22 protein-coding genes and 2 pseudogenes are annotated in these 23,715 nt (G+C 63.9%); 13 read left to right on the top strand and 11 right to left on the bottom strand.

What is annotated here, in order from left to right:
* Nucleotides 1–18: 18 nt before the first annotated feature.
* The 4 genes and pseudogenes from XH93_RS12285 (at nt 19) to epsC (ending at nt 3,870) form a co-directional block, all read left to right on the top strand.
* Entirely contained in the window at nt 19–1,023 is a 1,005-nt protein-coding gene (locus tag XH93_RS12285; RefSeq protein WP_194473699.1) for an NrtA/SsuA/CpmA family ABC transporter substrate-binding protein, read from the top strand.
* A gap of 38 nt (nt 1,024–1,061) precedes the next feature.
* Nucleotides 1,062–2,291: an acyl-CoA dehydrogenase family protein gene (locus XH93_RS12280; protein ID WP_194473698.1), complete on the top strand. Its 1,230-nt coding sequence runs from the start codon at nt 1,062–1,064 to the stop codon at nt 2,289–2,291.
* Nucleotides 2,292–2,329: 38 nt separating this feature from the next.
* Nucleotides 2,330–2,902, top strand: coding sequence for a flavin reductase family protein (locus XH93_RS12275; protein WP_194473697.1), 573 nt, complete (start codon nt 2,330–2,332; stop codon nt 2,900–2,902).
* Nucleotides 2,903–2,914: 12 nt separating this feature from the next.
* Nucleotides 2,915–3,870: pseudogene (gene epsC / locus XH93_RS42315) on the top strand (serine O-acetyltransferase EpsC).
* Between the two features lie 20 nt (nt 3,871–3,890).
* Here the strand turns inward: epsC and XH93_RS12265 are convergent.
* From XH93_RS12265 to XH93_RS42305, 6 genes are all read right to left on the bottom strand, one after another.
* Nucleotides 3,891–4,754, bottom strand: a complete 864-nt coding sequence (locus XH93_RS12265; protein WP_194473696.1) for an ABC transporter permease — start codon at nt 4,752–4,754, stop codon at nt 3,891–3,893.
* The gene (locus XH93_RS12260; RefSeq protein WP_194473695.1) at nt 4,747–5,604 is read right to left on the bottom strand and encodes an ABC transporter ATP-binding protein; all 858 of its coding nucleotides are present in this window, start codon (nt 5,602–5,604) and stop codon (nt 4,747–4,749) included. Before XH93_RS12260 ends, XH93_RS12265 begins: the two co-directional genes overlap by 8 nt.
* On the bottom strand, nt 5,601–6,656 hold the full coding sequence (locus XH93_RS12255) for an ABC transporter substrate-binding protein (RefSeq protein WP_194473694.1): 1,056 nt from the start codon (nt 6,654–6,656) through the stop codon (nt 5,601–5,603). The genes XH93_RS12260 and XH93_RS12255 overlap by 4 nt, the downstream gene beginning before the upstream one ends.
* 26 nt (nt 6,657–6,682) lie before the next feature.
* Entirely contained in the window at nt 6,683–7,612 is a 930-nt protein-coding gene (locus XH93_RS12250; RefSeq protein ID WP_194473693.1) for a TauD/TfdA family dioxygenase, read from the bottom strand.
* A gap of 99 nt (nt 7,613–7,711) precedes the next feature.
* Complete coding sequence (locus tag XH93_RS12245; protein ID WP_194473692.1) at nt 7,712–9,148, bottom strand: FAD-dependent oxidoreductase; 1,437 nt, start codon at nt 9,146–9,148, stop codon at nt 7,712–7,714.
* Between the two features lie 304 nt (nt 9,149–9,452).
* Nucleotides 9,453–9,674 carry a hypothetical protein gene (locus XH93_RS42305; protein WP_246799598.1) on the bottom strand — a complete coding sequence of 74 codons (222 nt, stop codon included), beginning with the start codon at nt 9,672–9,674 and terminating at the stop codon, nt 9,453–9,455.
* Between XH93_RS42305 and XH93_RS12240 the strand changes: the two genes are divergently transcribed.
* The 5 genes and pseudogenes from XH93_RS12240 to XH93_RS12220 form a co-directional block, all read left to right on the top strand.
* Nucleotides 9,675–10,361: a class I SAM-dependent methyltransferase gene (locus XH93_RS12240; RefSeq protein ID WP_246799597.1), complete on the top strand. Its 687-nt coding sequence runs from the start codon at nt 9,675–9,677 to the stop codon at nt 10,359–10,361.
* Nucleotides 10,362–10,388: 27 nt separating this feature from the next.
* On the top strand, nt 10,389–11,729 hold the full coding sequence (locus tag XH93_RS12235; protein WP_194473691.1) for an LLM class flavin-dependent oxidoreductase: 1,341 nt from the start codon (nt 10,389–10,391) through the stop codon (nt 11,727–11,729).
* A gap of 58 nt (nt 11,730–11,787) precedes the next feature.
* Entirely contained in the window at nt 11,788–12,606 is an 819-nt protein-coding gene (locus tag XH93_RS12230) for a MetQ/NlpA family ABC transporter substrate-binding protein (RefSeq protein WP_194473690.1), read from the top strand.
* Nucleotides 12,607–12,832: 226 nt separating this feature from the next.
* Nucleotides 12,833–13,342, top strand: a complete 510-nt coding sequence (locus XH93_RS12225) for an Lrp/AsnC family transcriptional regulator (protein WP_139860793.1) — start codon at nt 12,833–12,835, stop codon at nt 13,340–13,342.
* Between the two features lie 81 nt (nt 13,343–13,423).
* Nucleotides 13,424–14,011: pseudogene (locus tag XH93_RS12220) on the top strand (nitrilase-related carbon-nitrogen hydrolase); the annotation flags it as partial.
* 483 nt (nt 14,012–14,494) lie between these two features.
* Here the strand turns inward: XH93_RS12220 and XH93_RS12215 are convergent.
* Nucleotides 14,495–15,697, bottom strand: coding sequence for an aspartate kinase (locus XH93_RS12215; RefSeq protein WP_194473689.1), 1,203 nt, complete (start codon nt 15,695–15,697; stop codon nt 14,495–14,497).
* On the bottom strand, nt 15,698–16,873 hold the full coding sequence (gene nagA, locus XH93_RS12210) for an N-acetylglucosamine-6-phosphate deacetylase (protein ID WP_194475119.1): 1,176 nt from the start codon (nt 16,871–16,873) through the stop codon (nt 15,698–15,700).
* 121 nt (nt 16,874–16,994) lie between these two features.
* Here nagA and XH93_RS12205 point away from each other — a divergent pair, with 121 nt between their 5' ends.
* The 4 genes from XH93_RS12205 (at nt 16,995) to XH93_RS12190 (ending at nt 20,327) form a co-directional block, all read left to right on the top strand.
* The gene (locus XH93_RS12205) at nt 16,995–17,933 is read left to right on the top strand and encodes a BadF/BadG/BcrA/BcrD ATPase family protein (RefSeq protein WP_194473688.1); all 939 of its coding nucleotides are present in this window, start codon (nt 16,995–16,997) and stop codon (nt 17,931–17,933) included.
* Between the two features lie 19 nt (nt 17,934–17,952).
* Nucleotides 17,953–18,909: an N-acetylmuramic acid 6-phosphate etherase gene (locus XH93_RS12200; RefSeq protein WP_194475118.1), complete on the top strand. Its 957-nt coding sequence runs from the start codon at nt 17,953–17,955 to the stop codon at nt 18,907–18,909.
* Between the two features lie 164 nt (nt 18,910–19,073).
* Nucleotides 19,074–19,919, top strand: coding sequence for an SIS domain-containing protein (locus XH93_RS12195; RefSeq protein ID WP_246799595.1), 846 nt, complete (start codon nt 19,074–19,076; stop codon nt 19,917–19,919).
* A 204-nt stretch (nt 19,920–20,123) separates the two neighbouring features.
* Nucleotides 20,124–20,327: a hypothetical protein gene (locus XH93_RS12190; RefSeq protein ID WP_194473686.1), complete on the top strand. Its 204-nt coding sequence runs from the start codon at nt 20,124–20,126 to the stop codon at nt 20,325–20,327.
* Nucleotides 20,328–20,485: 158 nt separating this feature from the next.
* Here XH93_RS12190 and XH93_RS12185 read toward each other — a convergent pair whose 3' ends face one another.
* From XH93_RS12185 to XH93_RS12175, 3 genes are read right to left on the bottom strand one after another with little or no spacing between them, the layout of a single operon-like run.
* The gene (locus XH93_RS12185) at nt 20,486–21,712 is read right to left on the bottom strand and encodes a Zn-dependent hydrolase (RefSeq protein ID WP_194473685.1); all 1,227 of its coding nucleotides are present in this window, start codon (nt 21,710–21,712) and stop codon (nt 20,486–20,488) included.
* Nucleotides 21,709–22,539 (bottom strand): type 1 glutamine amidotransferase, encoded by an 831-nt coding sequence (locus XH93_RS12180; protein ID WP_194473684.1) that lies wholly within the window; start codon nt 22,537–22,539, stop codon nt 21,709–21,711. Before XH93_RS12180 ends, XH93_RS12185 begins: the two co-directional genes overlap by 4 nt.
* 3 nt (nt 22,540–22,542) lie before the next feature.
* On the bottom strand, nt 22,543–23,715 hold the full coding sequence (locus tag XH93_RS12175; RefSeq protein WP_194473683.1) for an iron-containing alcohol dehydrogenase: 1,173 nt from the start codon (nt 23,713–23,715) through the stop codon (nt 22,543–22,545).

Raw genomic sequence — 23,715 nt, 5'->3', positions numbered from 1 at the left:
TTCCGAAAGGACCGCCCCATGCCCAAATTCCCGTTTGCAAATCCCTCCCGCCGCGGCTTCCTGGGCGGCGCCGCTTTCGGGATCGGCGCCCTGGCCGGCTTCGACTTCTCACAGCCCGCGCATGCGGCGACCGGACGCGTCACCGACACCGTTCGCCTGACCTGGGGCCTCAGCGGGCTCAACCTGATCGCCAAGGAGCGCGGCGAGTTCGAGAAGCTGCTGGCCAAGGACGGCATCAAGGTCGAATGGCTGGGCCCGTTTCCAAACCACGCCCCGACGCTGCAGGCCGTGACCGGCGGCAGCGCCGATTTCAGCTTCGGCGGCAGCACGACGCCAGCGCTGGCCGCGATCATCGCGGGATCGCCGTTGGTCTTCACCCAGTTCGTGGTCTACGAGCCCCGCACCACCGCAATCATCGCGCGGGATGATTCCGGCATCAACAAGGTCGAGGATCTCGTCGGCAAGTCGGTCGCGGTGAACCGCTCCGGCCTCGGCGAGTTCCTGCTGGTGGCCGCGCTCGAGAAGCACAAGGTCGATCGCTCTGCGGTCAAGTTCGTCTACCTCAATCCACCGGACGCAGCACCCGCGCTCGCCTCGGGCAAGGTCGACGCCTGGTCGATGTGGAGCCCCGGCGTCGATATCGCCCGACTCGACTACAAGGCGCACGACATCTTCCTCGAAGGCCGCGATCTGGATTTCCAGATCGACTACACGTCCTACCTCACCACCAGGAAGTTCGCGACCGAGAACCCGGCGCTGGTCCGCGCCGTCAACGACGCCTTCCGCGCCGAGGGCAAGTGGATCTCGGAGAACAGCAGGGACGCCGAATACATCGCGCAGAAGGCCAGGAAATACAGCGATCAGGTCCGCGACCAGTTCATCGCGCTGAACCGGAAATATCGCTACTTCCCCGTCAACGACGAGAAGTTTCTCTCCGAGCTGCAGAAAGCCGCAGATTGGCTGGTCGCGCGCAAGGTGCTGCCCGAGCCGGTCAAGATCACCGATCACCTCGCGCAACTCTGAACAAGCCACCTCCTCAACGGCCATACCGGGTTACACCAATGAACAAGCCTGTGTCCGCTACCTCGCTGCAACCGTCCGACCGCCTGCACAGCCATTCACCCGATATCGATGCACTGCTGAGCCGCATTGCCGAGGGCGCGAGCGATCGTGAGCGCGAGCGCGTGCTGCCATTCCCCGAGATCGATCTCATTCGCAACGCCCGCCTCGGCGCGCTGCGGCTTCCGGCCGACGCCGGCGGCGCAGATACATCGATCCGTACTCTCTTCGAGTTCGTAATCCGGCTCGGAGAGGCCGACGCCAATGTCGCGCACATCCTGCGCAACCATTTCAGCGTGGTCGAGCGCCTGGTGCGACGGCCGACGAATGACCAGCACCGGCAGTGGCAGAAGGCGGTTGCCGACGGCGCGATCATCGGGCTTGCCGCGACCGAGTTGGATACGCCGAAGGTCGGCAACGTCACGCCGAACACGATCTTGACGGCCGATGGCGACGACTATCTGCTCAACGGCACCAAGTACTACAGCACGGGCACGCTGTATTCCGACTACGTCCTGGTCCGGACCGCCGATGCGTCCGGCGCCAATGCGGCGGTCCTCATCCCGGTCAAGCGCGAAGGCATCGAGCTGATCGACGATTGGGACGGACTCGGGCAGCGTCTGACCGCGACGGGTACCACGCATTTCCGCAATGTGCGGGTCAAGCGCGACGAGGCCGTGTTCGATGCGCCCGATACCGGCTACGGCATCCCCTATTCCAACACGTTTGCGCAGCTGTTCCTGACCGCGATCAATGCCGGCATCGCGCGGGCGATCCTCAACGACGCCAGCGCGCTGGTGCGGTCCCGCAAGCGGACATTCTATTATGCGCCGAGCGAGATCCCCTCGGATGATCCGCTGCTGCAACAGACCGTCGGCCAGATCGCGAGCGGCGCGTTCGCCGCCGAGACCGTGGTACTGGCGGCTGCCGAGGCGCTGGACGCCGCCACCGACGCGTTCGATGCCGGTGATGCCGATGCGGTCGAGGCCGCGCACAAGGCAGCGCTGCTGTCCGCGAAGGCAAAAATCGTCGCGGATGAATTCGCGATCCGCAGCGGCAGCCTGCTGTTCGACGTCGGCGGTGCGTCCGCCACCAAGAAGGCGACCAATTTCGACCGTCACTGGCGCAACGCGCGGACGCTGGCGTCACATAATCCCAACACCTTCAAGGCGCGCTCGATCGGGCAATACGAGATCAGCGGCACGCCGCTCCCCGCCAAGGGCTTCTTCTAGACAAGGTCCGGTCCGGCGAGGCAAGACAAGGAGACCCGATGAGCAAGCCGGATATCCATCTCGTCGACGCCGAGCATGAGATCGAGCAGCAGTTTCGTCTTGTGATGCGCCGCCTCGCCGGCGGCGTCTGCGTCATCACCGCGGGACAGGGCGAGGATATTACCGGCATGACGGTAACCTCGCTGACCGCGCTCAGCGCCACGCCGCCGCGGCTCCTCGTCAGCATCAACCGCAAGGCCTCGTCGTTTGCCCCGATCGCCCGGCACCGGGTGTTCGGCGTCAACATCCTGGGCTCCGACCAGCAGGCGCTGGCCGAACGCTTCAGCAATGGCCGCCTGAGGGGCAAGCAGCGCTTCGAGGGGACCGCGTGGACACATGGTGCGTCCGGCGTGCCGCTGCTCGCGCATTCGCTGGCGATGGTCGAATGCCAGGTCGAGGAGATCATCGAGCGGCATTCGCACGGCATCATCGTCGGCCGCCTCTCCAGCATGGAATTGTCGCATCGCCTGTCCGGCCTCACCTACTGGAACGGACAGTACATCCAGATCGATCACGAAGCCGATCTCGACCTGCTGGCCGAAGTCAGCATTCCCCTCGCTCACGTCAGATAGGATGAGGTCGCCATGAAGCGCGAAACCCTTCCGCGGTCAGCGCCATCAGCCTCGGGCGTGGCCGGCAGCCCGCCCGGCCGCTGGCAGCTCGATCGCATCGTCGCCGAGCTGCGCGTCTCCCGGGAGGAGACCCACAGCATCCGGCGCGACGGCGAAGCGCGACGCGCCCCCTCGCGCGATGCGCTGGAGGCGATCCTCAACGGCCTCACCGAGGCGCTGTTTCCGCGTCACTACGGCCAGTCGGACCTCGATGGCGAGAACATCGACTATTTCGTCGGCAACACGCTGAGCATCGCGCTGGATTCACTCAGTGCGCAAATCCATCATGGGGCGCTGTTCGTTGGCGACGAGCTCGAACCGGGCTTTCGGCGCGAGGAGGCCGTCGAGCTGACGCGGGCATTTGCCGCGCAGCTGCCGGATGTGCGCGGTCTCCTGATCAACGACCTGCGCGCGGCTTTCGTCGGCGATCCCGCGGCGCGCAACTTTCCGGAGATATTGATCGGCTATCCCGGCATGACCGCGATCATCCACCATCGCCTCGCCCATCTGCTGTACCGGCTTGGCGTACGGCTGGTGGCGCGCCTGATGGCCGAGATCGCCCATGCCCGGACCGGAATCGACATTCATCCCGGCGCCAGCATCGGCTCCGGCTTCTTCATCGACCACGGCACCGGCGTCGTGATCGGTGAGACCGCGATCATCGGCACAGCGTGCGCATCTACCAGGCCGTCACGCTCGGCGCGCGGCACTTTCCGACCGACGACGAGGGCAGCGTGATCAAGGGCGACGCGCGTCATCCGATCGTGGAGGACGACGTCGTGATCTACGCCGGCGCGACTATCCTCGGCCGGATCACGATCGGCCGCGGCTCGACCATCGGCGGCAATGTCTGGCTGACCCGCGACGTCGCGCCGAACAGTGTCGTCACCCAGGCGACCGCCAGGAACAGTCCCGGCGGCGGCGCCTGATCTCGAAGCGACTTACGCCGTCACACCGGCGCCTTCCAGCGCATGAACCGCCGCTCGAGCGCCTCAAGGACAGCGTTGAACGTCAGTCCGATGACGGTGATGCCGAGGATGCCGAAATACATCTGCGGGATCAGGAAGCTGTACTGGCTGTTGATGACGAGGTAGCCGAGGCCCGCCTTGGCACCGACCATCTCGGACGCGACCAGCACCAGCATGGCCGAAGCGCTGGCCAATCGAATGCCGACAAAGATGGTCGGCAGCGCGGCCGGCAGGATCACCTTGCGGAACAGCTGCTGCGGGCTCGCCCCCATGGTCCGCGCCGACTTGATCAGCAGCGGATCGACCTGCTTCACTCCGGCGATCGTGTTGAGCAGCAGCGGCCAGGCGCAGCTATAGACCACCATCGTGATCTTCGAGAGCTCGCCGATCCCGAGCAGCAGGATGAACACCGGCAGCAGCGCCAGCGGGGCGGTATTGCGGCAGATCTCGATGAACTGATTCAGGAGATCGCCGAGCCGGGCGTACCAGCCGACCGCAAGGCCGAGCGGCACGATCAGCGCAACCGAGATCAGGAAGCCGCTCAGCGCCCGCAGCAGGCTGGCGGAGACGTCATCATAGAGCTCACCAGTTTGCGCCAGCTGCCAGCCGGCGGCAATCACCTCGGAGAATGGCGGCAGGAACACGGCGTCGATCAACCCGAGCCGCGGCGCCGCCTCCCACGCCGCGAGCAAGGCAATCAGCAACAGCGAGCGGCGTCCCACATTGGCAAGCCCGCGGATCACAGCGCGAACCCGGGCCGCCGCCACGAATGCCCGGGCATCCGCCCCCGTCTCGCGACGCCCATGCGCGAGCTCAAGCAGCGTCAGCATTTCCAGACTAGACATGGGCAACTTCCTCCACTTCGCGACGCGCGGCGCCGCCGCCCGCGAGCTGTCCCTGCTGCGCCTTCTGCACTTCCTCGCGCAGCAGGCTCCAGACCTCGTGCCTGACGTGACCGAACTCCGGCAATGAGCGTACGTCCTCCGCCTCGCTGCGCAGCGCGTCGGGAATCTCGATGACCTGCTTGATCCGGCCCGGGCGTGACGTCATCACCGCGACGCGCTGGCCGAGCACGACGGCCTCGTCGATGCCGTGGGTGATGAAAACGATGGTTTTGCCGGTGGCGCGCCAGATCCGTAGCAGTTCGCCCTGCAACGTCTCGCGGGTCTGGGCGTCGAGGGCTGCGAACGGCTCGTCCATCAGCAGCACCTCGGGATCGTAGGCGAGGCTGCGCGCGATCGCGACCCGCTGCTTCATGCCGCCCGAAAGTTCGTGCGGATAGCGATCGGCAAAGCCGGACAGCCCGACGAGGTCGAGGAAGTGCCGCGCGACCTCCTGTCGCTGCTTCGGCTTGAGGCCGGCGATATCGAGCCCGAACTCGATGTTCTGAGCCGCGGTGCGCCAGGGAAACAGCGCGTATTGCTGGAACACGATGCCCCGGTCGCGGCCGGGGCCGGCAATTGGCCGGCCGTCGAGCAGGATGCGACCGCTGCTCGGCGTCGTCAGGCCGCCGAGCAGATCGAGCAAAGTGGACTTGCCGCAACCGCTCGGCCCGACCAAAGCGAGGAATTCGCCGGCGTGAACGTCGAGCGTGATGTCCTCCAGCGCGGTGAAACGGCCTGCCGGGCGGCCGCCTTCACCTCGCGTGACGAATTCCTTGCGGACCTGCTCGAAGCGGATCTTCACCGAGGTCATCGCGCCTCCGCCGTCTTGCCGGGACGGAAATAGTTGAACTCGTTAGTGTAGGTGTCGGAGGCCTTGAGCTGGCCCGGCTTGAACAGGCCGTCCTTCTCCAGCCAGTCGATCCAGACCTGGATTTCAGCGTCCGAGATCACGCCGCCCTTGCTCGCGACACCGGTGCTCTTCCAGTACTTGATCGAGGATGCGTCCTCGTTGCGCTTGCGCTCGGCGATGATCCGGCCGAACCGGGCCTTGACTTCGTCCGGAGGCGTCGTCTGCGCCCATTGGATCGCGCGCGAGATACCCTCGACCAGCTTGCGCGAGGCATTGGGATTATCCTTGATGAATTTGTCGCGCAGCACATAGGCGCCGCCGGTAAACTGGCCGAACAGATCGATGTCGTTGAACAGCGAACGGATGCCGCCCCGCTCCAACGCCTTGTCGCGCAGCACGCCGTTGAGCGCGCTGACCTCGACCTGCCCCTGGCGCAGCGCCTGCTCACCGCTGACCGGCGGGATCGCCACCAGCGTCACCTGCTTGGCTTCACCAGCGCTCAGCCCGTTCCGCGCCAGATATTCCCGCAGCACGAACTCCAGATGGGCGCCCAGCGTGTTGACCGCGACCTTCTTGCCGATCAGGTCGCGCGCCGACTTGATCGGGCTGTCGTCCTTGACGAAGTAGCCGTAATAAGTGTTGGCATCGGAGCCGTAATAGCCGACCACTGCCTTGATCGGCGCCTTCGCCGCAATCAGCTTGAGGATTGCGCCATAAAAGGCGCCGCCGATGTCGATGTCGCCGGTGACGACGGTCTGGATGTCCTGCGGGCCGCTGATGGTGTTGCCGACCCATTTGAGCTTGAGTGGCGCGAGATAGCCGAGATCTTCGGCGAGTTCGGTGAACGTCACCTGCCCGGCCCAGCCCTGGTAGCGGATCTCGGTCTTCTCGAGCGGCGGCTCGGCGAAGGCCGGCGCCACAAAGCCCAGCACCACCGCGCCGGCCAGCAGGATCCGCGCGGCCTTGCGGGCGGCAAGACGCCGCGCGCGAAGAATTCGAAGCAAAGCATTCATGTTCATAATGTCCTTGTTGGGCTCGATCAGGCCGCTTTCGCGGTCTGCGGCTTCGGCGTCTTGATGCGCGTCACGCTGTGGCGGCCGTCGATCGAAACCGGAACTTCGCCATCGATCGTGGCGCGGCGCACCACGCGATGCTGATCGCCGTAATCGTTCACCGCGTAATGCTGGGTCGCGCGATTGTCCCAGATCGCGACGTCGCCGGTCTTCCAGCTCCACCGCACCGTGTTCTCGGGCGCCGTGATATGGGACTGGAACAGGTCGAACAGCTTCTGGCCGTCATATTTGGGCAAGCCGACGAAACGCTGCACGAAATTGCCGAGCACCAGCGTTCGCTCGCCGGTCTCTGGATGGACCCGCACCACCGGATGCTCGGTCTCGTAGACCGTGCCGGTGAACACTTCGTCGAAGTGCTTGCGGTCCGCCTCGGTGGCGCGCGCCTTGACAGCGTAGTCGTAGGCGTTGCTGTGAACCGCCCAGAGCTCGTCGGCGAGCCGCCGCAGCGGCGCCGGCAGATCGAGATAAGCGGCCGCCGTGTTGGACCAGACGGTGTCGCCGCCGTAAGGCGGGATCACCACGCCACGCAGCACCGAAATCTTCGGGTAGGCGTCGACGAATGTCACATCGGTGTGCCACTGGTCGGCGCGGCCGCCGCCGCGGCCCGAATCCAGCTCCAGGATCGACGAGGTGCCCTTGATCGCGCCCACCGTCGGATGCGGCACGAGCTTGCCGAGCCGCACCGCAAAGCGCTCCTGCTCGGCATCGTCGAGATGATCCTGGTCGCGGAAGAAGATCACCTTGTGCTCGAGCAGCACCTGATTGATGGCGCGAACGACGTCGTCGGACAGATCACCCGACAGCTTGACGTTCCTGATCTCGGCGCCCAGGCGGGCGGCGCGCTTGACGATGTCGGCGCGCGGAATGACGTTATCGATGCTGATCGTGTTGCTCATATGCGTGGTCTCATCACCGCGATCTCAAGGACAAGGCTCCGCCATGCGCCGGTCGCGGGAGCGACGGCGGAGACAAATGAAGTGGTTTTGGGCTTGGCTCTATTCGGCTGCGGCGTGTTCCGGTGGACGCCAGATCGCCGGCGCGTAAAGCTCAGGCGCAAAATCCTCTGCGATTTCCCCGTTGATCCGTGCCTCATGCGACGAGAGATCGGCCAGAAACAGATCGCGGCTGATGCGCGCAACAATCGCGGGAATGTCGCGCTTGAAACTCGGGACATCGCCGACCGGCAAGCCGAAGCTGACGAAGGCCGCGGGATTAAAGACGTGAATATCCTTCAGATGCGGCGCACGGCCCGGCACCTTCTCCAGGTACTCATGTCCCGCGCCGAGATAGGGATAGGCGGCCAGCGTCTCGTCCCTCTCGCCTTCGGGCGGCGTGAAGCGATCGCGCCACAGCCGGATTTCATCCGCGAAGTCGCGCAGCTCGGCCTGCGCACCGAGATCCACCGAATAGCCGGTGGCGACGATCGCAAAGTCGAACGCGAACTCGCCCTGGGGCGTGACCGCGACGGCCCGCGTTCCTCTCACCCGCGCCGCGCTCCATGGCGCTCCGAGATGCAGATGAAAATTGGGATAGACCACCGCGCGCGAGATCGCGTCCGGTGGCGGGGTCGAGCCGGCGCGGCGGAACCGGATGGCCTGCTGCCACCGCACAGCATCCGGAAGCGCCCCGTAATTGTCATAGGCGCCGGGATAGCCGCGAATCCGAATCACCGGCAGCGACGCCAGGGTTTCGCGCCGCGCGAACAGGTGCACGTCGTGCGCGCCGGCCTCCAGCGCCACGGCGGCGGCATCGAAGGCCGACGCGGCACTGCCGATCACGGCGACCGACCGGCCGCGCAGGGTCTTGAAGTCGATCGCCTCCGACGTATGCGCGTAGAACCGCTTCGGCAGGTTCTGCAGCGCCTCCGGAACGTGAGCGCCGCCACTCCCCGCAAATCCGGTCGCGAGCACCAGCTTTCGCGCGGTCTCGACGGTGGCATGACCGTCACGCTCCAGATGCAATCGCAGATGATCCACGGCCGGTTCGATGCGGGTCAGCCGCGTGCCGTAGCGGACCGCAACGCCTGTCACCTTGCGATACCAGTTCAGATAGGCCGCCCAGTCGAAACGCAGAATGCGGTCGAGCGCATCATAGGTCGCCGCGCCATAACGCGCTTCATACCACGCCTGGAAGCCGAGCCCGGGCAGGCCGAGTTCCGGCCCCAGCAACGTCTTTGGCGTGCGCAGCTTGTGCATGCGAGCGCTCGTCAGCCACACGCCGGCTTGCGTATGGTCGGCCGCCGCATCGATTACCGAGACTTTCCCGATTCCCGCCCGGCGCAGCGCAAAAGCAAAGGCCGAGCCGGACTGCCCGCCACCGACCACGACGACGTTGTGATCGATGCCGTCGCGATCCGGAACCCAGTTCTGCGGGTCGGGTCCGATCAGGCGAAGGGCTTCGCGGGCGACGCTGTCGGGATCGAATTGCGGCATGGAGAACGACCTCGCTTTGACGTTGCAAATCGTAAAAGCGAACGAGGCTCAGTCAATGAAACGAAACCAGCTTTGTTTTCGACGGCGCGCAATGATCGCTTCGTCGGCGGTGCATGCGCTGAAAAATTTACGGCGACTGCTCGTTGAGCAATCGCCTCCCGGCCGGTGCAACGGGCAAAACTGCTGCAATCGACGCGGAAAGCATCCGCAGTTGCTGCCTGACTTCGTCAGCGCAAGCGCGCTCGTCTCCGATCGGCGACCAACTCATAAGGTTCATGCTCGCGCGCCCGACAACAACGCAAATTCATTTCAGCGGCATCGACATAGAGTTCGGCATGACGAACGCGCTGCGTCCAAGGCGCCGGCGCAGGACAATGGACCCTGAAAAACGTCGCAAACTGGCAGTGTCATCAGCCTCGAGCACGATACGCCGGAGCTCGCCCGCTCCTACGACGAAGCGGGTCTTGTTCAATTCCGTCACGGCAAGTTCCTGATCGGGCCGCTGGCGATCAAGTCCGGCGAACATGTGCTCGACATCGGAACCGGCACCGGGCGGCTTGCGGAATTCGTCACCGGGCTGGTCGGCCCGAACGGCCGGGTGACCGGCATCGATCCGCTCGCCGGCCGCATCGAGATCGCGCGGCTCCGGCAGTCGGACAATTTGCAGTTCGATACCGGCAGGGCCGAAGACCTTTCCCGCTTCGCGGACGGTCAGTTCGACGCGGTCTACCTCAACAGCGTCTTCCACTGGATCGCCGACAAGGATCGCGCCTTGCGGGAAATCCGCCGCGTGCTGAAGCCGGGCGGCCGTCTCGGGTTGAACGTGCAGGACCCATCGCGGCCACATCAATCTCGTGTGTTGCTCCGCCAGGCCATCGCCGAGGCTGGTCTCGCGGATCGCCGACAGGATTCCAATCCGGTCCTCGGATCGACCGACGAGGAGCTGAAGGCGCTCTTCGCCGCCAACGGCTTCACCGGTTATCGCAGCGAGCTCCGCGCACTTGTCGACATCCATGACGACGCCGCTTCGCTGCTGCGCTGGTCGGAAGCGAGCGCCTTCGGCAACTTCCTCGAAGCCTTCTCGCCGACCGAGCGTAATCTGGTGCACCAGGCGTTCGCCAAGCTTGTCGAGGACAGGCGCACGCCCGAGGGCCTGTCGCTCGAGCGCTATCTTCGCTTCGCGTTCGCGCGCAAGGCGCCAGCCTCCAACTGACACGATCTTCCTTCGCGGGTTCCAACCATGAGCAAACGACAGCTTTCCCTCAACTTCTTCATCTATCCGGACGGCCACCATGAGGCGGCCTGGCGTTACAAGGACTCGGCGCCCGACCGCCTCCTCGACGCCACCTACTATCAGGAACTGGCGCAGCGCGCCGAAGCCCACAAGTTCGACGCCGTGTTCTTCGCCGACGGCCCGGCGCTGGCGGACAATGTACGCCACGCGGCACGGTTCCGCCTCGAGCCGATCACACTGCTCACCGCAATTGCATCCGCCACTCAACGCATCGGCCTGATCGCGACGGCATCGACGACCTACACCGAACCCTACAACCTCGCCCGCCTGTTCGCCTCGCTCGACCATTTGAGCCGAGGCCGCGCCGGCTGGAACATCGTGACGACGAGTTCAGCTCAGGCCGCACAGAATTTTGGGCTGCCCGAGCATCCTCCGCATCATGAACGCTATGAGCGGGCGCGGGAATATCTCGATGTCATCACCGCCCTGTGGGACAGCTGGGAAGACGACGCGCTGGTCAATGATCCCGTCTCCGGCGTTTTCGCCGACACCGACAAGATTCACGCCATCAATCACGTCGGAAAGCACTTTCGCGTTCGCGGCCCCCTCAATATCTCGCGAACGCCGCAGGGTCGGCCGGTCTATGTGCAGGCCGGCTCGTCCGACGACGGTCGCGCCTTTGCCGCACGCTTTGCCGAGGCCATCTTCACCGCGCATCAAACGCTGGCGAGCGCGCAGGAGTTCTATGCCGACATCAAACGGCAGGCACGCGCCTTCGATCGCAGTCCCGATCAGATCAAGGTCCTGCCCGGCATCAGCCCCTTCATCGCCAGCACGCAAGTCGAGGCTGATCGGCTGCAGGACGAGTTCAACGAGCTGATCCAGCCGGAATATTCGCTGATCCAGCTGCGCCAGATGATTGGCCTCGACCTCTCCGGCTTCGATCTCGACGGCCCCTTCCCCCGGCATCTGATCGACACCGATGGCGCGCGGGGTGTCGCCAGCCGCTTCAAGCTGGTGGTCGACATCGTCGACCGCGAGAAGCCGACCATCCGGCAACTGGTGCAACGGCTGGCTGGCGCACGCGGCCATTGGGTGGTCGCCGGCCCACCGGAAAAGATCGCCGACAACATCCAGACCTGGTTCGAGAACGGCGCGGCCGACGGGTTCAACGTCATGCCGCCCTGGCTGCCCGGCGGGTTCGAGATCTTCGCCGAGCAGGTCGTGCCGATCCTGCGCAAGCGCGGACTATTCCGGCACGATTACGAGGGCACGACGCTGCGCGATCACTATGGCTTGAACCGGCCGGCAAGCGTGTTTTCCAACGCGATCCAGGCGATCGCGTGATCGTCCGGCCCGCCCCTCAGTCCTGTCCGTCCTCATCATCCGGGATTCAAAGATTGTCATGCTGACTGCGCGTTCCTCGTTGCTTTCGACCCTTCTCATCCTGGGCGCTCTCTGCGGCGCCACCGTGCGTGCCGAAACACCCGCCAAACCCGAGCTGAAGGTCGGCTTCGTCCCGGGCCCCTACATCGACGAGTTCAAGGTGGGCGTCGCGCCTGAACTGCAGAACAGGGGCTATCGGATCCGCTATGTCGAGTTCTCGACCGGGCTGGAAGCCAACAATGCCGTGTTCAAGGGCGAGATCGATGCCAATGTGATGCAGCATACGATCTTCCTGCACTCGTACAACGAGCGCCAGAAGACCGATCTCGTCGGGATCGTCCACGTCCCGACCCCGCCGATGGGGCTCTATTCCAAGAAGCATGCCCTGGGCACGCCGATCAAACCTGGCTCAACTGTCGCAGTACCAAACGATCCCGTGAATCTACAGCGCGCACTGTGGATCCTGCGCGACCTCGGCCTCGTCGAAATCCGCGACTCCAAGCCGGTCGACGTCAGTGAGCTCGACGTCATCAAGAATCCCGGCGGCATCAAGATCGTGCCTTTGGAAGCCGCGCAGGCACCACGCGCGCTCGACGACGTCGACTTCGCGGCCATCCAGGGCAATTTCGCAATCTACAGCGGGCTGAAGCTGACCAACGCTTTCGCGCTGGAAAAGATGACGACGCCCTATATCAACGTCGTCGCGGTCAAGCAGGCCAACGCCGGGGCGATCTGGGCGCAGGATATCGTCGACGGATACAAGTCGCAGACGTTCAAGACGGCAATTCTGTCCGACAGGTTCTATGACGGGTTCACCCTGCCGGACTATCTCAAGTGAGAGACAAACGACTGAGGTCCGCGCGTGCGAATGCAAGCTCTTCTGCCTGGCGCCGGACGGCTCGCGCATCGCAGGCTGCGGCAACCGGATGGATGCGCTACGGAAAACCACAGCCGTGGAATGCGCTTCTCCGGCCAATGCATTTTTAGAAATGCCCGCGCCTTGCGCAGAATATTCTTTCAATTAGCATCGGACATGACCAGCCATTTGAAAGAAAATTCTCAGCATGTCCGAAATTCACGCGCTTCCGTCTGCGACGGCTCGCCGTCTGGATGCGATCGATCGCAAGATCCTGAGGGTGCTCCAGGAAGACGCGTCGCTATCGGTCGCCGAGATCGGTGAACGTGTCGGCCTGTCCTCGACGCCCTGCTGGAAGCGCGTCCAGCGCCTCGAGAACGAAGGGATCATCACCGGCAAGGTCGCCCTCGTCGACCAGAACAAGATCGGTCTGGGTCTGTCGGTCTTCGTGTCTGTCGAGAGCGACGATCACTCCGACACGTGGCTGCGGAAATTTGCATCCACCGTCAGCGCGATGCCCGAAGTGATCGAATTCTATCGCATGGCGGGCGACGTCGACTATGTGCTGCGCGTGGTCGTCGCCGACATGCACAGCTACGACCTGTTCTACAAAAAGCTGATCGGCGCGATCGCACTGAAGAACGTGACGTCACGTTTTGCGATGGAGAAGATCAAGTCGGTGACGGCCCTGCCGGTCCCGGCGCTCGAGCCGTCGTAGTCGATCGAGCGGATCATCGCCTGACGAAGTCGGCGATCCCCAGCAGCGCCTCGGTCGCTTCGGGAAACAATCCGAGGAACGCGTGCCGGTGACGCGCTCTACAACAGTGCTGCAATCGCTGGGCCCGACGGCTACGTCGGCACCTATCGCAAGGTACACCTGTGGGGCTCGGAAAACCTGTTCTTCGAACCCGGCGATCTCGGCGTTCCCGTCTGGAAGACCAAATTCGGCCGCATGGCCGTGGCGATCTGCTACGATGGTTGGTTTCCGGAAACCTACCGTCTCGCCGCGCTGCAGGGCGCCGACATCCTTTGCGTGCCGACCAACTGGGTGCCGATGCCGGACCAGCCCGCGAACACGATGGTCATGGCGAATATCCTCGCCATGAGCGGCGCCCATTCCAACAGCATGTATGTCGCCGCCGCCGACCGTGTCGGCGTCGAGCGCAACCAGCCGTTTCTGGGATCGAGCCTGATCGTAAGCCACACCGGCTTCCCCTTAGCCGGCCCCGCCAGCAAGTCCGACGAAGACATCATCTATGCGGAGCTGAACTTGTCGGACGCCCGCAGCAAGCGCGTGCTGAACAGCTTCAATCAGCCCCTGCGCGATCGCCGCATCGATCTCTACGACGAGATGCTCGGCACCGACATCAAGCGTGGCTGGTATTGATCATGATCTTCCGCCTTAGCAAAGCTAAGGGACCGGGGCTCCCTCGCACATGTCGTCCCTTGTGGATGAGCCGGTGCTGACAGTACTTCAGAACAGGCTCGGACGGCATGTCGCAGCCATTGTGGTGATAATGCCATGGCCGTCGTCGTAAGCAAAATTGCTCTATCCGATGTTTCATGCCGTCCGTGGCTTTCGCGAGACGAAGCCCGATGCTCGCCCAGTGTGAAGCCGGTTGCGGCGAGCATCTCCGCTTTGGGTTTATGGTGCGCTCGGAGGGCGTTCACATTTGCTGCGATTGCAACAGCTTACTTGGAAGGATGAAGGGACAAGGTGCATTTCCCCGGTCAGAGGTGCCTTTCGCAGTGCTCAGAAATAAGTTCGGTCGGATCACATCTTGCTAAGAGCCCTTCGCTGTGTAGCGGACTCGGCGCCTAACGGAATCAAGTCTCCCAGATAGCGAAAGCGGTCCTTGACTTCTCGAAGCTATGTTTGCTGAACAAGCGAATGCAACGCCTCGACCGCGGCCTCCCGCTTCTCCACAGGGACAAACAAACTGACCGAATGCGGCGACAACACGTAGTTGTCGGGGACAATCCCGTGATGTCCGAGAACCTGCAACGCCCTGAACGGCAATTCCGACGAGACACCACCGAAGCAGGTGAGACTCACCGAGCTTGAAGCCTCGCGCTGCTTGCGCAGATCCTTAGCGTGGTCCAGCGTGCGCAACAGGGCGTCGAGCCACTCCGTATCGCACGCCACGGTCATGCTGGTTTTTCCTGCGGCGAAGTGCGATGCAAGGAGCTGCGGCCAGACCAGACTGTTTTGCTTGAGATGCTGCGCGAATTTCTCGAAACCTTGATTGAGATCCCCGGAATCGATTTCCACATGCTCAATGCGACCTATCGAGTTGACGGCCAAGACTTTCCCGTTTTCCATGCCTGAAACCTCTTTCATCACTTGCGTGCTGTGCTCGACGCCACCCCACTGCTTGAGGACCAGAGGCACATCCTGACTTTGCGCCAGCTCTACGCTGCGAAAATGCAGGATTCTTGCACCCCAGAAGCACATCTCCGACAGGGATGCGAAGTCTACGTGCCGCAGAGACCTCGCAGTCGGCACGATGCGCGGATCGGCCGAACAAATTCCGTCGACGTCCTTGATGATTTCACAGCGTTCGGCTTTCAGCGCAGCGGCCATCGCGACGGCAGTGGTGTCGCTGCCGCCACGGCCGAGCGTGGTGATTTCCCTGGTCGCCGGGTTCACGCCCTGAAATCCTGCCAACACGACAACGCGTCCGCGATCAAGTTCCTCAAGCACGCGAATGGGCCGCACATCCAGAATGCGTGCGGAGGAATGGGAGTCGTCGGTCATCACGCCAGCCTGGCTGCCAGTGAAGCTGATCGCTGGCACGCCGAGATCGGAAAGCGCCATGCTCATCAGGGACATGCTGATGCGTTCACCAGTCGTCAGCAGCATATCGAGCTCGCGGCGGTTGGGAGTCGAGCTGACCTGATGAGCCATCTGGATCAACTGGTCGGTGGTCTTGCCCATGGCGGAGACGATCGCCACGACACGATGACCGCGGCCGTACAGGTCGGCGAGACTGCGCGCAACCGCGCGAATCTTCGCCGGCGTTTCAAGGCAGACGCCACCATATTTCTGCACGACGATGGGCTGGTTGCGCATCTAACCTCGCTCGGAAGCCTTGTTCGCCTCGCCCATCGAACCGACACCGCCTATCCATGTGCCGACGACCTCAAAGTTCGGATTAAAGGCGACAAGATCCGCGCGGTATCCGGGCGCGATCCGTCCAAGCTCGGACCCAAGGCCCAGAAATGCCGCGGGCGTCCGGGAAGCCATGATAAGAGCATCGGCAAGGGAGATTCCGATGAGCGCAACAGCGTTGCGCACCGCCTCGATCATGGTGAGGTGAGCGCCCGCGAGCGTGCCATCCCGGTCAGTCAGGCGATTGTCGTGCAACGTGATCTCCCTTCCCTGGAGCAGGAATTGCCGGTCGTTCGTGCCCGCCAATGGCATGGCATCGGTAACCAGCATCAATCGATCGCGTCCCTTGCAGCGCAAGGCAACACGCAAGCCGGCGCGGTCAACGTGGATGCCGTCGCAGATGATCCCTGCAAACAACCGGTCATCTCCCAGCGCGGCGCCCACCAAGCCCGGCTCTCGGGCGTTCAACTGCGACATGGCATTGAACAGATGGGTCACTCCCGAGACACCGCGATCGACCGCCTGCCCGATTTCGGCTGCGGTGGCGTCGCTGTGGCCGGCCGCGATACGCAATCCGGCGCCGATCAATTCATCGATCATGGACGCGGGCACGCATTCCGGGGCTAAGGTCACCATGGAGCGACCGCGGTCCCCGAAGCTTTTGATGGCGGCGAGATCGCGCCGATCGGGCACGCGTATCTCGGCTTCCGGATGAATGCCCTTGCGAGACCTGTTGAGGGCCGGACCTTCCAGATGAAAGCCGAGCACGCCAGGAATTTCGAGGCACGCCTGAGCTGCTACAGCCAATCGCTCGATGATCTCGCTTCGATCGGTGATGAGGGTTGGCAAACAGCCCGTGGTGCCGGCCTTGCGGTGCGCCTCGACGATGCGGCGAACGCCGGCCTCCGTTGGCTGGTCGTTGAGAAGAACGCCGCCGCCTCCGTTCACCTGAACATCGACGAATCCGGGCGCAAGGATCGCGTCTCGGGGAAGGTGGATCGAGGCGCGCGCCTCCTCGGTGATGCCTTCGATCCGGCCCCGCGAGATCCTGACCAACCCCGGCCCGCGCATGTCGGCACCATCAAAGATGTGCTGCGCAGCAATCGAGAGAACCACGGAAGACCCAGCTTGGCCCATAAGTGCTGATCCGAGAATGGCAATCACGGACTCGTGAGGCGAGTCCCGCGCTGTAGAGGTCCTTATATATGTAGACAACGGGCTTCGAGGACCCGGAGCTAAATCCTCGCGTTAACTTCTCATGGAAACAAAAGGTACCACCTATCTCGGCATCGATGGGGGCGGAACCCGCTGCCGCGCCCGGATCGAGGACGAAAACGGCAGGGTACTCGGTGAAGCGAGCTCGGGGCCTGCCACGACCCGGATTGGCTTCGACAAGGCCTGGCGGTCCATCATGGAGGCCACCGAAGCGGCGGCCGCACAGTCCGAACTTACGCACGAGGATTTCGCGCGGATGCGCGCCGGAATTGGCCTCGCCGGTATTGGTCGCCGGGGCGCGGAAGCGGCGCTCAAACAGATCCCGCATCCCTTTGCGTCCGTTATCTTCATCAGCGATGGCCTAGCTGCCTGTCTCGGCGCCCATAGCGGCGCGGACGGGGCCATCGTGGTGGCCGGCACGGGCTCGGTGGGTGTCGGCCTGATTGGAGGCCGCGAGATCCGTATTGCCGGTTACGGCTTCCCAGTTTCGGACGAAGGCAGCGGCGCCGACATTGGCCTGCAGGTCGTTCGACTGGCGCTGCGGGCCGCGGATCGCCGCGGCGAGCTGACACCATTGCTTGCAGAGGTGCTGGGCGCATTCGATCAAGATCCTTATCAGGCCGTGGCGTGGTCTGAAGAAGCCAGAGCCACTGACTACGCCGCGTTCGCGCCGATCGTGATGCGGCACGCCAATCAGGGCGATCCGGTCGGCCGTCGCATTGTCGAACGCGCGGCCGATGCCATTGGCGATCTGCTTGATCTGTTCCTGGCTAAAGGAATTGACCGGCTCGCGCTGGTGGGCGGGCTCGCGGATGCGATTACGCCCTGGCTAACGCCGGATCTGCGCGCCCGCCTGAGGCGTCCTGACGCCGACGCAGCGGCCGGCGCGCTGCTTGTGGCGCGAAGGCGGCTCGACCTGCCCAAGCTGGATCCGCCCAAGAGAGAAACTGACCATGAACAGGCTTCGAAGTTCCGCGTTTGATGGTGCTTGGATCACCAATATGGCCACCGAAGAAGTCGATCCCAGATTTGCCGACCTTGATGCATGGTCGCTGACGTCAGCGATGGAAGCGATGTGGGAGGGCCAGCTTGCGGCGGTCGCCGCGATTGGCCATGCCCTTCCCGCGATCACTGCGGCAGCCGAAGCGGCCAAGACGGTGCTGGGCGACCGCGGTCGCATTGTATATGTCGGCGCCGGCACGTCAGGCCGCGTGGCGGTCCAGGACGGCGCCGAGCTGACGCCGACCTTCGCTTGGCCCCGCGAGCGCGTCCGCTTCGTCGTTGCCGGCGGTGACAGCGCGTTCGTCACCAGCATCGAGGGCGCGGAGGACGATGTCGATGATGCAGTCACGCAGATCAGCGCCGCACGGCTCACGCCGCACGACGTGGTGATTGCGGTAGCCGCCAGCGGCACAACACCGTTCACGGTCGCGGCGCTGCAGCAGGCAGGGTCTTTCGATGCAGTAACGATTGGTGTCGCCAACAATCCCGGCACCGCATTGCTGGTATCGGCAAAGTTTCCGATCCTGATCGAGACCGGCCGAGAGCTGATCGCCGGGTCCACGAGGATGAAGGCCGGCACCGCGCAGAAGGTCGTGCTTAACCTGATCTCCTCAGGGATCATGCTGCGCCTTGGCCGGGTATATCGCGGCATGATGGTGAACATGCCGCCGACCAATGCCAAGCTGAAGCGGCGCGCCGAAGCCATGGTGGCGCAAATTGCGCGCTGCGATCCGTCGCACGCGGCACGCTCGCTCGAGCAGGCCGAGGGAGACATCAAGATTGCAGTCCTTCTGGCGCTCGGTGTCGACAGGGTTGATGCGGAGACCGTCCTGAAGAACTGTGACGGCAACCTTCGGCAAGTGTTTGTCGAGCTCGCCAAGAATCGTGACTCGCATCGTGACCGACTCCCAAAGGGAGCGGCGGGACGCGGCCGAGGCGGAGTGGTTGAGCCGTGACGACATCCGCGATGGCGAGCGAAATCGGGGAAAGCGCGGATGTTGTCGCTAACATTGTTCGCAGCCGACCCGCCACGCGCGACATCGCACAACGGATTGGGATTGACTCCGCCCCTTTGTGCGTCGTGTGTGGTCGGGGAAGCTCCGGGCATGCCGGGGTTTTCTTGAGATATCTTGTCGAGACGCGGCTTCGCCTTCCCGTTTCAGCAAGTGCTCCCTCGGTGATCACGGCATTTCGCACACCCTTGATGCTGCGCGATGCGCTATTCATCGTGATCTCGCAATCCGGGCGCAGCCCGGATCTCGTCGCAGCGACCAGGTCGGCACGAGTCTCGGGCGCACGCACGATTGCCATCGTCAATGCGACGTCGTCGCCGGTGGCTGACGAAGCCGAATTCGTCGTTCCCATCGAAGCCGGCCAAGAACACTCCGTAGCGGCGACGAAGACCGTGATCGGCTCGATGGCCGCCAGTGCCGGGCTGGTTGCCGAACTGGCGCAAGATCGTGCGCTGCGGTCGGCCCTCGACCGGCTGCCCGAGCGCCTGCACCGCGCGCTGGCGCTCGACTGGTCGGAGATTGCCGATGATCTCGTCAAGGCATCAGCTGTGTTTGTAGCGGCTCGGGGCCTAGCCCTGGGCTCGGCGCGGGAGATCGCGCTCAAGCTTTCGGAAATCATGCGCCTGCCCTCCATCGGACTGAGCGCCGCCGAGTTGCAGCATGGGCCACGTGCCGCGTTATCGTCGCGCACGCCAGTTGTCATGATGCGTGTCATGGATGAAACGGCGGCCACGGTGGACGCACTGGCAGAGGAATTGCTTGAGCAAAAGATCGCGCTGCATGTCTGCGGCGGACCGCATGGCTCGCTGCCTTGGTTGGTCGAGGATGACCCCGCCACCGACCCGATCACCATGCTCGTTCCGGCCTACCGGATGATCGAGCAGGCGGCATGCGCGCGCGGACTTGACCCGGATCGTCCCCCTCGCCTGAGCAAGGTTACCGAGACGTTTTGACTGATCGCTGGCTGGCGACCAAAGCGGGAGCGACATCGTCAATACGTAACAAGCGCGAGCAGAAGCGACCGAATGCGAGGCAAAAGGCGACGAAGCTGATCGCTACTCTGCCGCTCATAACGGTCTGGTTGCAGTTCGAGTCCTGCCGGGCCCGCTAAGAGTGCCGCTAAGACAATAGAGCAGATTTTTGCGATTGAAGTCCTGTTGAACTGGTCGCTCAGCGCGGGCGCCATTCGCGATCCGCTTTTGGGCATTTTTTTGAAAGTTGCTGCAAAGGATTTTCCAACTGAGGTCGATTTCAACTTTAAATATGTCATTCGCGCAAGGACGCGGAGGCTTGAAGAAGTCACGCGCGACAATCTCCTTGCGCCAATCTTTAGCAACTCGAGTTGGGACTCTATCGCTTAAATCGTTGGGGCTACCTTACGCGAAAGGCCTCAAGAGCCAAACTCGCGAGATCTTGTCCGACGAGCGATTGCACGCTTTGGTGCCAGGCATCTCTTCGATTTGGCCCGTCGAGGATGGTGTTTCTTGCTCGCCCACGGGATCATCGCACCCGAAACGCCTTACGCCGTCGCGGTGACCATTCTCCACAGCACCTCGGTCAGCACGGCGTAGCCCTTGTCGAGGGCCGCTGGCGCCGTGAACTCGCGCGGATTGTGGCTGAGCCCGCCCTGGCTCGGGACGAAGATCAACGAGGACGGAACAGATTTCTGAATCGCCAGCGCGTCGTGGCCGGTGATGGTCTTGAACGTCATGGCCTTGAAACCGAGATCCGCGGCGGCAGAAAGAACCAGTGCCACGCCGCCGGGATCGAGCACAGTCCCCGCTCGCCTCTCGTCGGCAGCGATCGAGAGACCAATGCCAATCTCGCCCGACTCACACTCGATTCGCTTCAGAAAGCGGTCGCTGATCGCCGAGACCACGGCTTCGGCCTCATGCCGGATCTCGAACCAGACCCGAACACGGCCCGCCACGACATTCGGCGAGTTGGGGTAAACGCTAATGCGCGCCGCGGAGGCATGGGCGCCCGCGTTCTCGCTCGCGACCTCCTGGTAGAGCGCCTCGATCGCCCGGGCCGCTGCGCGCAGGGCGTCGCGGCGGAGCGCCATCGGCATCGGTCCCGTGTGCGAGTAGTCGCCTTCGAACATCACCGATATCTTGCGCGTCATCCATGCGCCGGACACTGCGGCAATGTCGGCAGCCGCCTGCTCCAGGCGATCGCCCTGCTCCACATGCAGCTCGACATAACGCACCGGATCGTGTTCGAGCGGCGTCGTCCCGCAATAGCCGATCGCGGACAGCGCCTCGCCCAGGGTGACGCCCTCTGCGTCGCTGCATGCGTATGCATCCTGCAAGCTCAGGGCGCCGGCGAAAACCGAGCTGCCCGTTAGGCTGGGCTGGAAACGGGCGCCCTCCTCATTGGTCCAATTTACGACGGCGAGGTTGCGCCGCGCCGCCCCGGGATTGGCACGGCAACGCTCCCTGACTGCAGCGACCGCGAGGATCCCGGCGAGCACGCCGAAGGCCCCGTCATACCGTCCTCCCGTCGGCTGGGAATCGAGATGCGAGCCGGTCATGACAATTTCGGTGGACCCCGGCGCCAGCATCGCCACGCCGAACAGATTGCCGATCGCATCGATCCTCGGAACAAGGCCGCGATCGACGATCTCGCGCAGGAAGAGGTCCCTCGCCTCCTTGTCGAGCGCCGTTCCGGCCAACCGGCATACGCCGCCGTCGTCGGTCGCACCGATCCTGGCAAAGCGCGCGATGAAGTCATGCAATGCGGTCACGTCTGCTCCAGCGATGCGATCCAGTTCCTCAGCTCGGTCTGCCGGCAATCATGGCTCAGAATGTCGCGGTGAAGTGCGAATTTCCAAGCGAGATCGCCTCGCCGCTCGTCCGCGTCGAGCGCCGAGAGATCGGCCGCATATTTCGCGAGCGCGTCCAGATCGGCAAAGAACCCCTCGTCAACCAGGAGCTGCCCATAGCGCCGGATGACGGCCGCGACATCGTGCAGGCGATATTCGGGATGATATTGCACGCCCCAAAATAGCCCGCGACCAAAACGGATCTCCGCCGCCTGAACCTCGCTCATGGCATTCCAGGCGGTGACAGTTGCGGACTGCGGAAGGCGGGTGACGATATCGCTGTGGATGGCCGGCGCATCGAACACCGCCGCACGACCAACATGCATGGCGTGCGCGCGGCCTTCAGGCGTCAGCGTGATCCTGCGCGCGAATCCGACCTCGCGTCCGGCCGGGTTGAGACCGACCTCGCCACCGGCCGCGACCGTCGCGAGCTGCAGGCCCCAGCACGAGCCGAACATCGGCACGCCACGAACGAAGATCTCGCGCACGAGGTCGATCTGCCGCAGCGTCTCGACCTCCCGCTGGTAGATATTGAGGGCCGATCCCGTGATCGCGATGCCGTGGTAAGATTCGAGCGGCTGCGGCAGCGCGAAGTTCGCATCCGCCGGCGCCGCGATGTCGACGACGACGCGAGGTGCGAGCGACCGCAGGACCGCCGCATAGCTCTCCGCAGGCATTGCGCCCGCGGCCTCGGCGATCCGTCGCCGGCCGGCCAGCGTGTTGCCCTCGAGAACGAGCAGCCTCAGCACGGCTCAGCTTCCAAGATCGCCTCGAATGGCGGCCAGCGTGAGCTGCTTGAACTCGGGCTCGGTCAACGGCCGCGGATTGGCACCCGCCGTCGGATCCTTGACGGCATCGGCCGCGATCGTTCCGGCATCGGCCTCCTTGACGCCGAGCTCGGCAAGCGTATGCGGCACGCCGAGCCTCTTGCGGAAGGCCAGCAGCCAGGACAGCACGGCATCGAAGTCTTGGCCCGGCAGGTTGAGCGCGCGGGCAATGTGCGGAATCTTGTCGGCGATCGCAGCCTTGTTGCAGACCAGGACGTAAGGGAAGACTACAGCATTGGTCAGCCCGTGATGCGTATCGTACCGGGCTCCGACCGGATGGGATACCGAGTGGATCGCCCCCAACCCCTTCTGGAATGCGGTGGCTCCCATTGAGGCCGCGGCGAACATGTAGGCGCGGGCTTCGAGGTCGCGACCGTTCTTGACCGCGCGCGGCAGATAGCTATCGACGATCTTCATCCCCTCCAGCGCGACGCCATCGGCGAGCGGGTGAAACGCCTTGACGCAGTAGGCCTCGAAGCAGTGCGACAGCGCATCCATGCCGGTTGCCATGGTGAGAAACGGCGAGAGACCGACCGCGAGCTCGGGATCCTCGATTGCGATCCTGGGCATCATCATGGGGTGGAAGATGATCTTCTTCTCATGGGTATCCTCACGGGTGATCACGCCGGCGCGGCCGACCTCGGACCCCGTGCCAGCCGTGGTCGGCACCGCAATGATCGGCGCGATGCCGGTCGTGTTGGCGCGCGTCCACCAGTCGCCGATGTCCTCAAAATCCCAGACCGGCCGCGACTGCGCCACCATGAACGCCACGCATTTGCCGACGTCCAGCGCTGAACCTCCGCCCACCGCAATCACGCCGTCATGGCCGCCGGCTTTGAAGGCTTCGACGCCAGCGGTCAGGTTCGCTTCGGTCGGATTGGTCTTCACGTCGGAAAACACGGCGAGCGGAATGCCCGCCTCGCGCACGCGGTTGACGATGCCGGCGATAAGGTCGGTCTTGGCAAGCCCCTGATCGGTCACCAGCAATGGCCTGCTGAGGCCGTTGGTCCGGCACGCCTCGGGAAGCTCGGCAATGCGGCCCGCGCCGGTGACGACGCGCGTCGGAAAATTCCAGGCGCCGGTGATCTGAACGTCCAT

Source organism: Bradyrhizobium sp. CCBAU 51753 (genome assembly GCF_015291565.1).
Lineage (GTDB): Bacteria > Pseudomonadota > Alphaproteobacteria > Rhizobiales > Xanthobacteraceae > Bradyrhizobium > Bradyrhizobium ivorense.
This window is presented reverse-complemented; position numbering and strand designations above follow the sequence as displayed.

Bases quoted from the DNA above. Each gene is read 5' to 3' on its own strand.
- XH93_RS12285 (WP_194473699.1), top strand. From the start codon at position 19: ATGCCCAAATTCCCGTTTGCAAATCCCTCCCGCCGCGGCTTCCTGGGC.
- XH93_RS12280 (WP_194473698.1), top strand. From the start codon at position 1,062: ATGAACAAGCCTGTGTCCGCTACCTCGCTGCAACCGTCCGACCGCCTG.
- XH93_RS12275 (WP_194473697.1), top strand. From the start codon at position 2,330: ATGAGCAAGCCGGATATCCATCTCGTCGACGCCGAGCATGAGATCGAG.
- XH93_RS12265 (WP_194473696.1), bottom strand. From the start codon at position 4,754: ATGTCTAGTCTGGAAATGCTGACGCTGCTTGAGCTCGCGCATGGGCGT.
- XH93_RS12260 (WP_194473695.1), bottom strand. From the start codon at position 5,604: ATGACCTCGGTGAAGATCCGCTTCGAGCAGGTCCGCAAGGAATTCGTC.
- XH93_RS12255 (WP_194473694.1), bottom strand. From the start codon at position 6,656: ATGAATGCTTTGCTTCGAATTCTTCGCGCGCGGCGTCTTGCCGCCCGC.
- XH93_RS12250 (WP_194473693.1), bottom strand. From the start codon at position 7,612: ATGAGCAACACGATCAGCATCGATAACGTCATTCCGCGCGCCGACATC.
- XH93_RS12245 (WP_194473692.1), bottom strand. From the start codon at position 9,148: ATGCCGCAATTCGATCCCGACAGCGTCGCCCGCGAAGCCCTTCGCCTG.
- XH93_RS42305 (WP_246799598.1), bottom strand. From the start codon at position 9,674: ATGTTCGCCGGACTTGATCGCCAGCGGCCCGATCAGGAACTTGCCGTG.
- XH93_RS12235 (WP_194473691.1), top strand. From the start codon at position 10,389: ATGAGCAAACGACAGCTTTCCCTCAACTTCTTCATCTATCCGGACGGC.
- XH93_RS12230 (WP_194473690.1), top strand. From the start codon at position 11,788: ATGCTGACTGCGCGTTCCTCGTTGCTTTCGACCCTTCTCATCCTGGGC.
- XH93_RS12225 (WP_139860793.1), top strand. From the start codon at position 12,833: ATGTCCGAAATTCACGCGCTTCCGTCTGCGACGGCTCGCCGTCTGGAT.
- XH93_RS12215 (WP_194473689.1), bottom strand. From the start codon at position 15,697: ATGCGCAACCAGCCCATCGTCGTGCAGAAATATGGTGGCGTCTGCCTT.
- nagA (WP_194475119.1), bottom strand. From the start codon at position 16,873: ATGGGCCAAGCTGGGTCTTCCGTGGTTCTCTCGATTGCTGCGCAGCAC.
- XH93_RS12205 (WP_194473688.1), top strand. From the start codon at position 16,995: ATGGAAACAAAAGGTACCACCTATCTCGGCATCGATGGGGGCGGAACC.
- XH93_RS12200 (WP_194475118.1), top strand. From the start codon at position 17,953: ATGGCCACCGAAGAAGTCGATCCCAGATTTGCCGACCTTGATGCATGG.
- XH93_RS12175 (WP_194473683.1), bottom strand. From the start codon at position 23,715: ATGGACGTTCAGATCACCGGCGCCTGGAATTTTCCGACGCGCGTCGTC.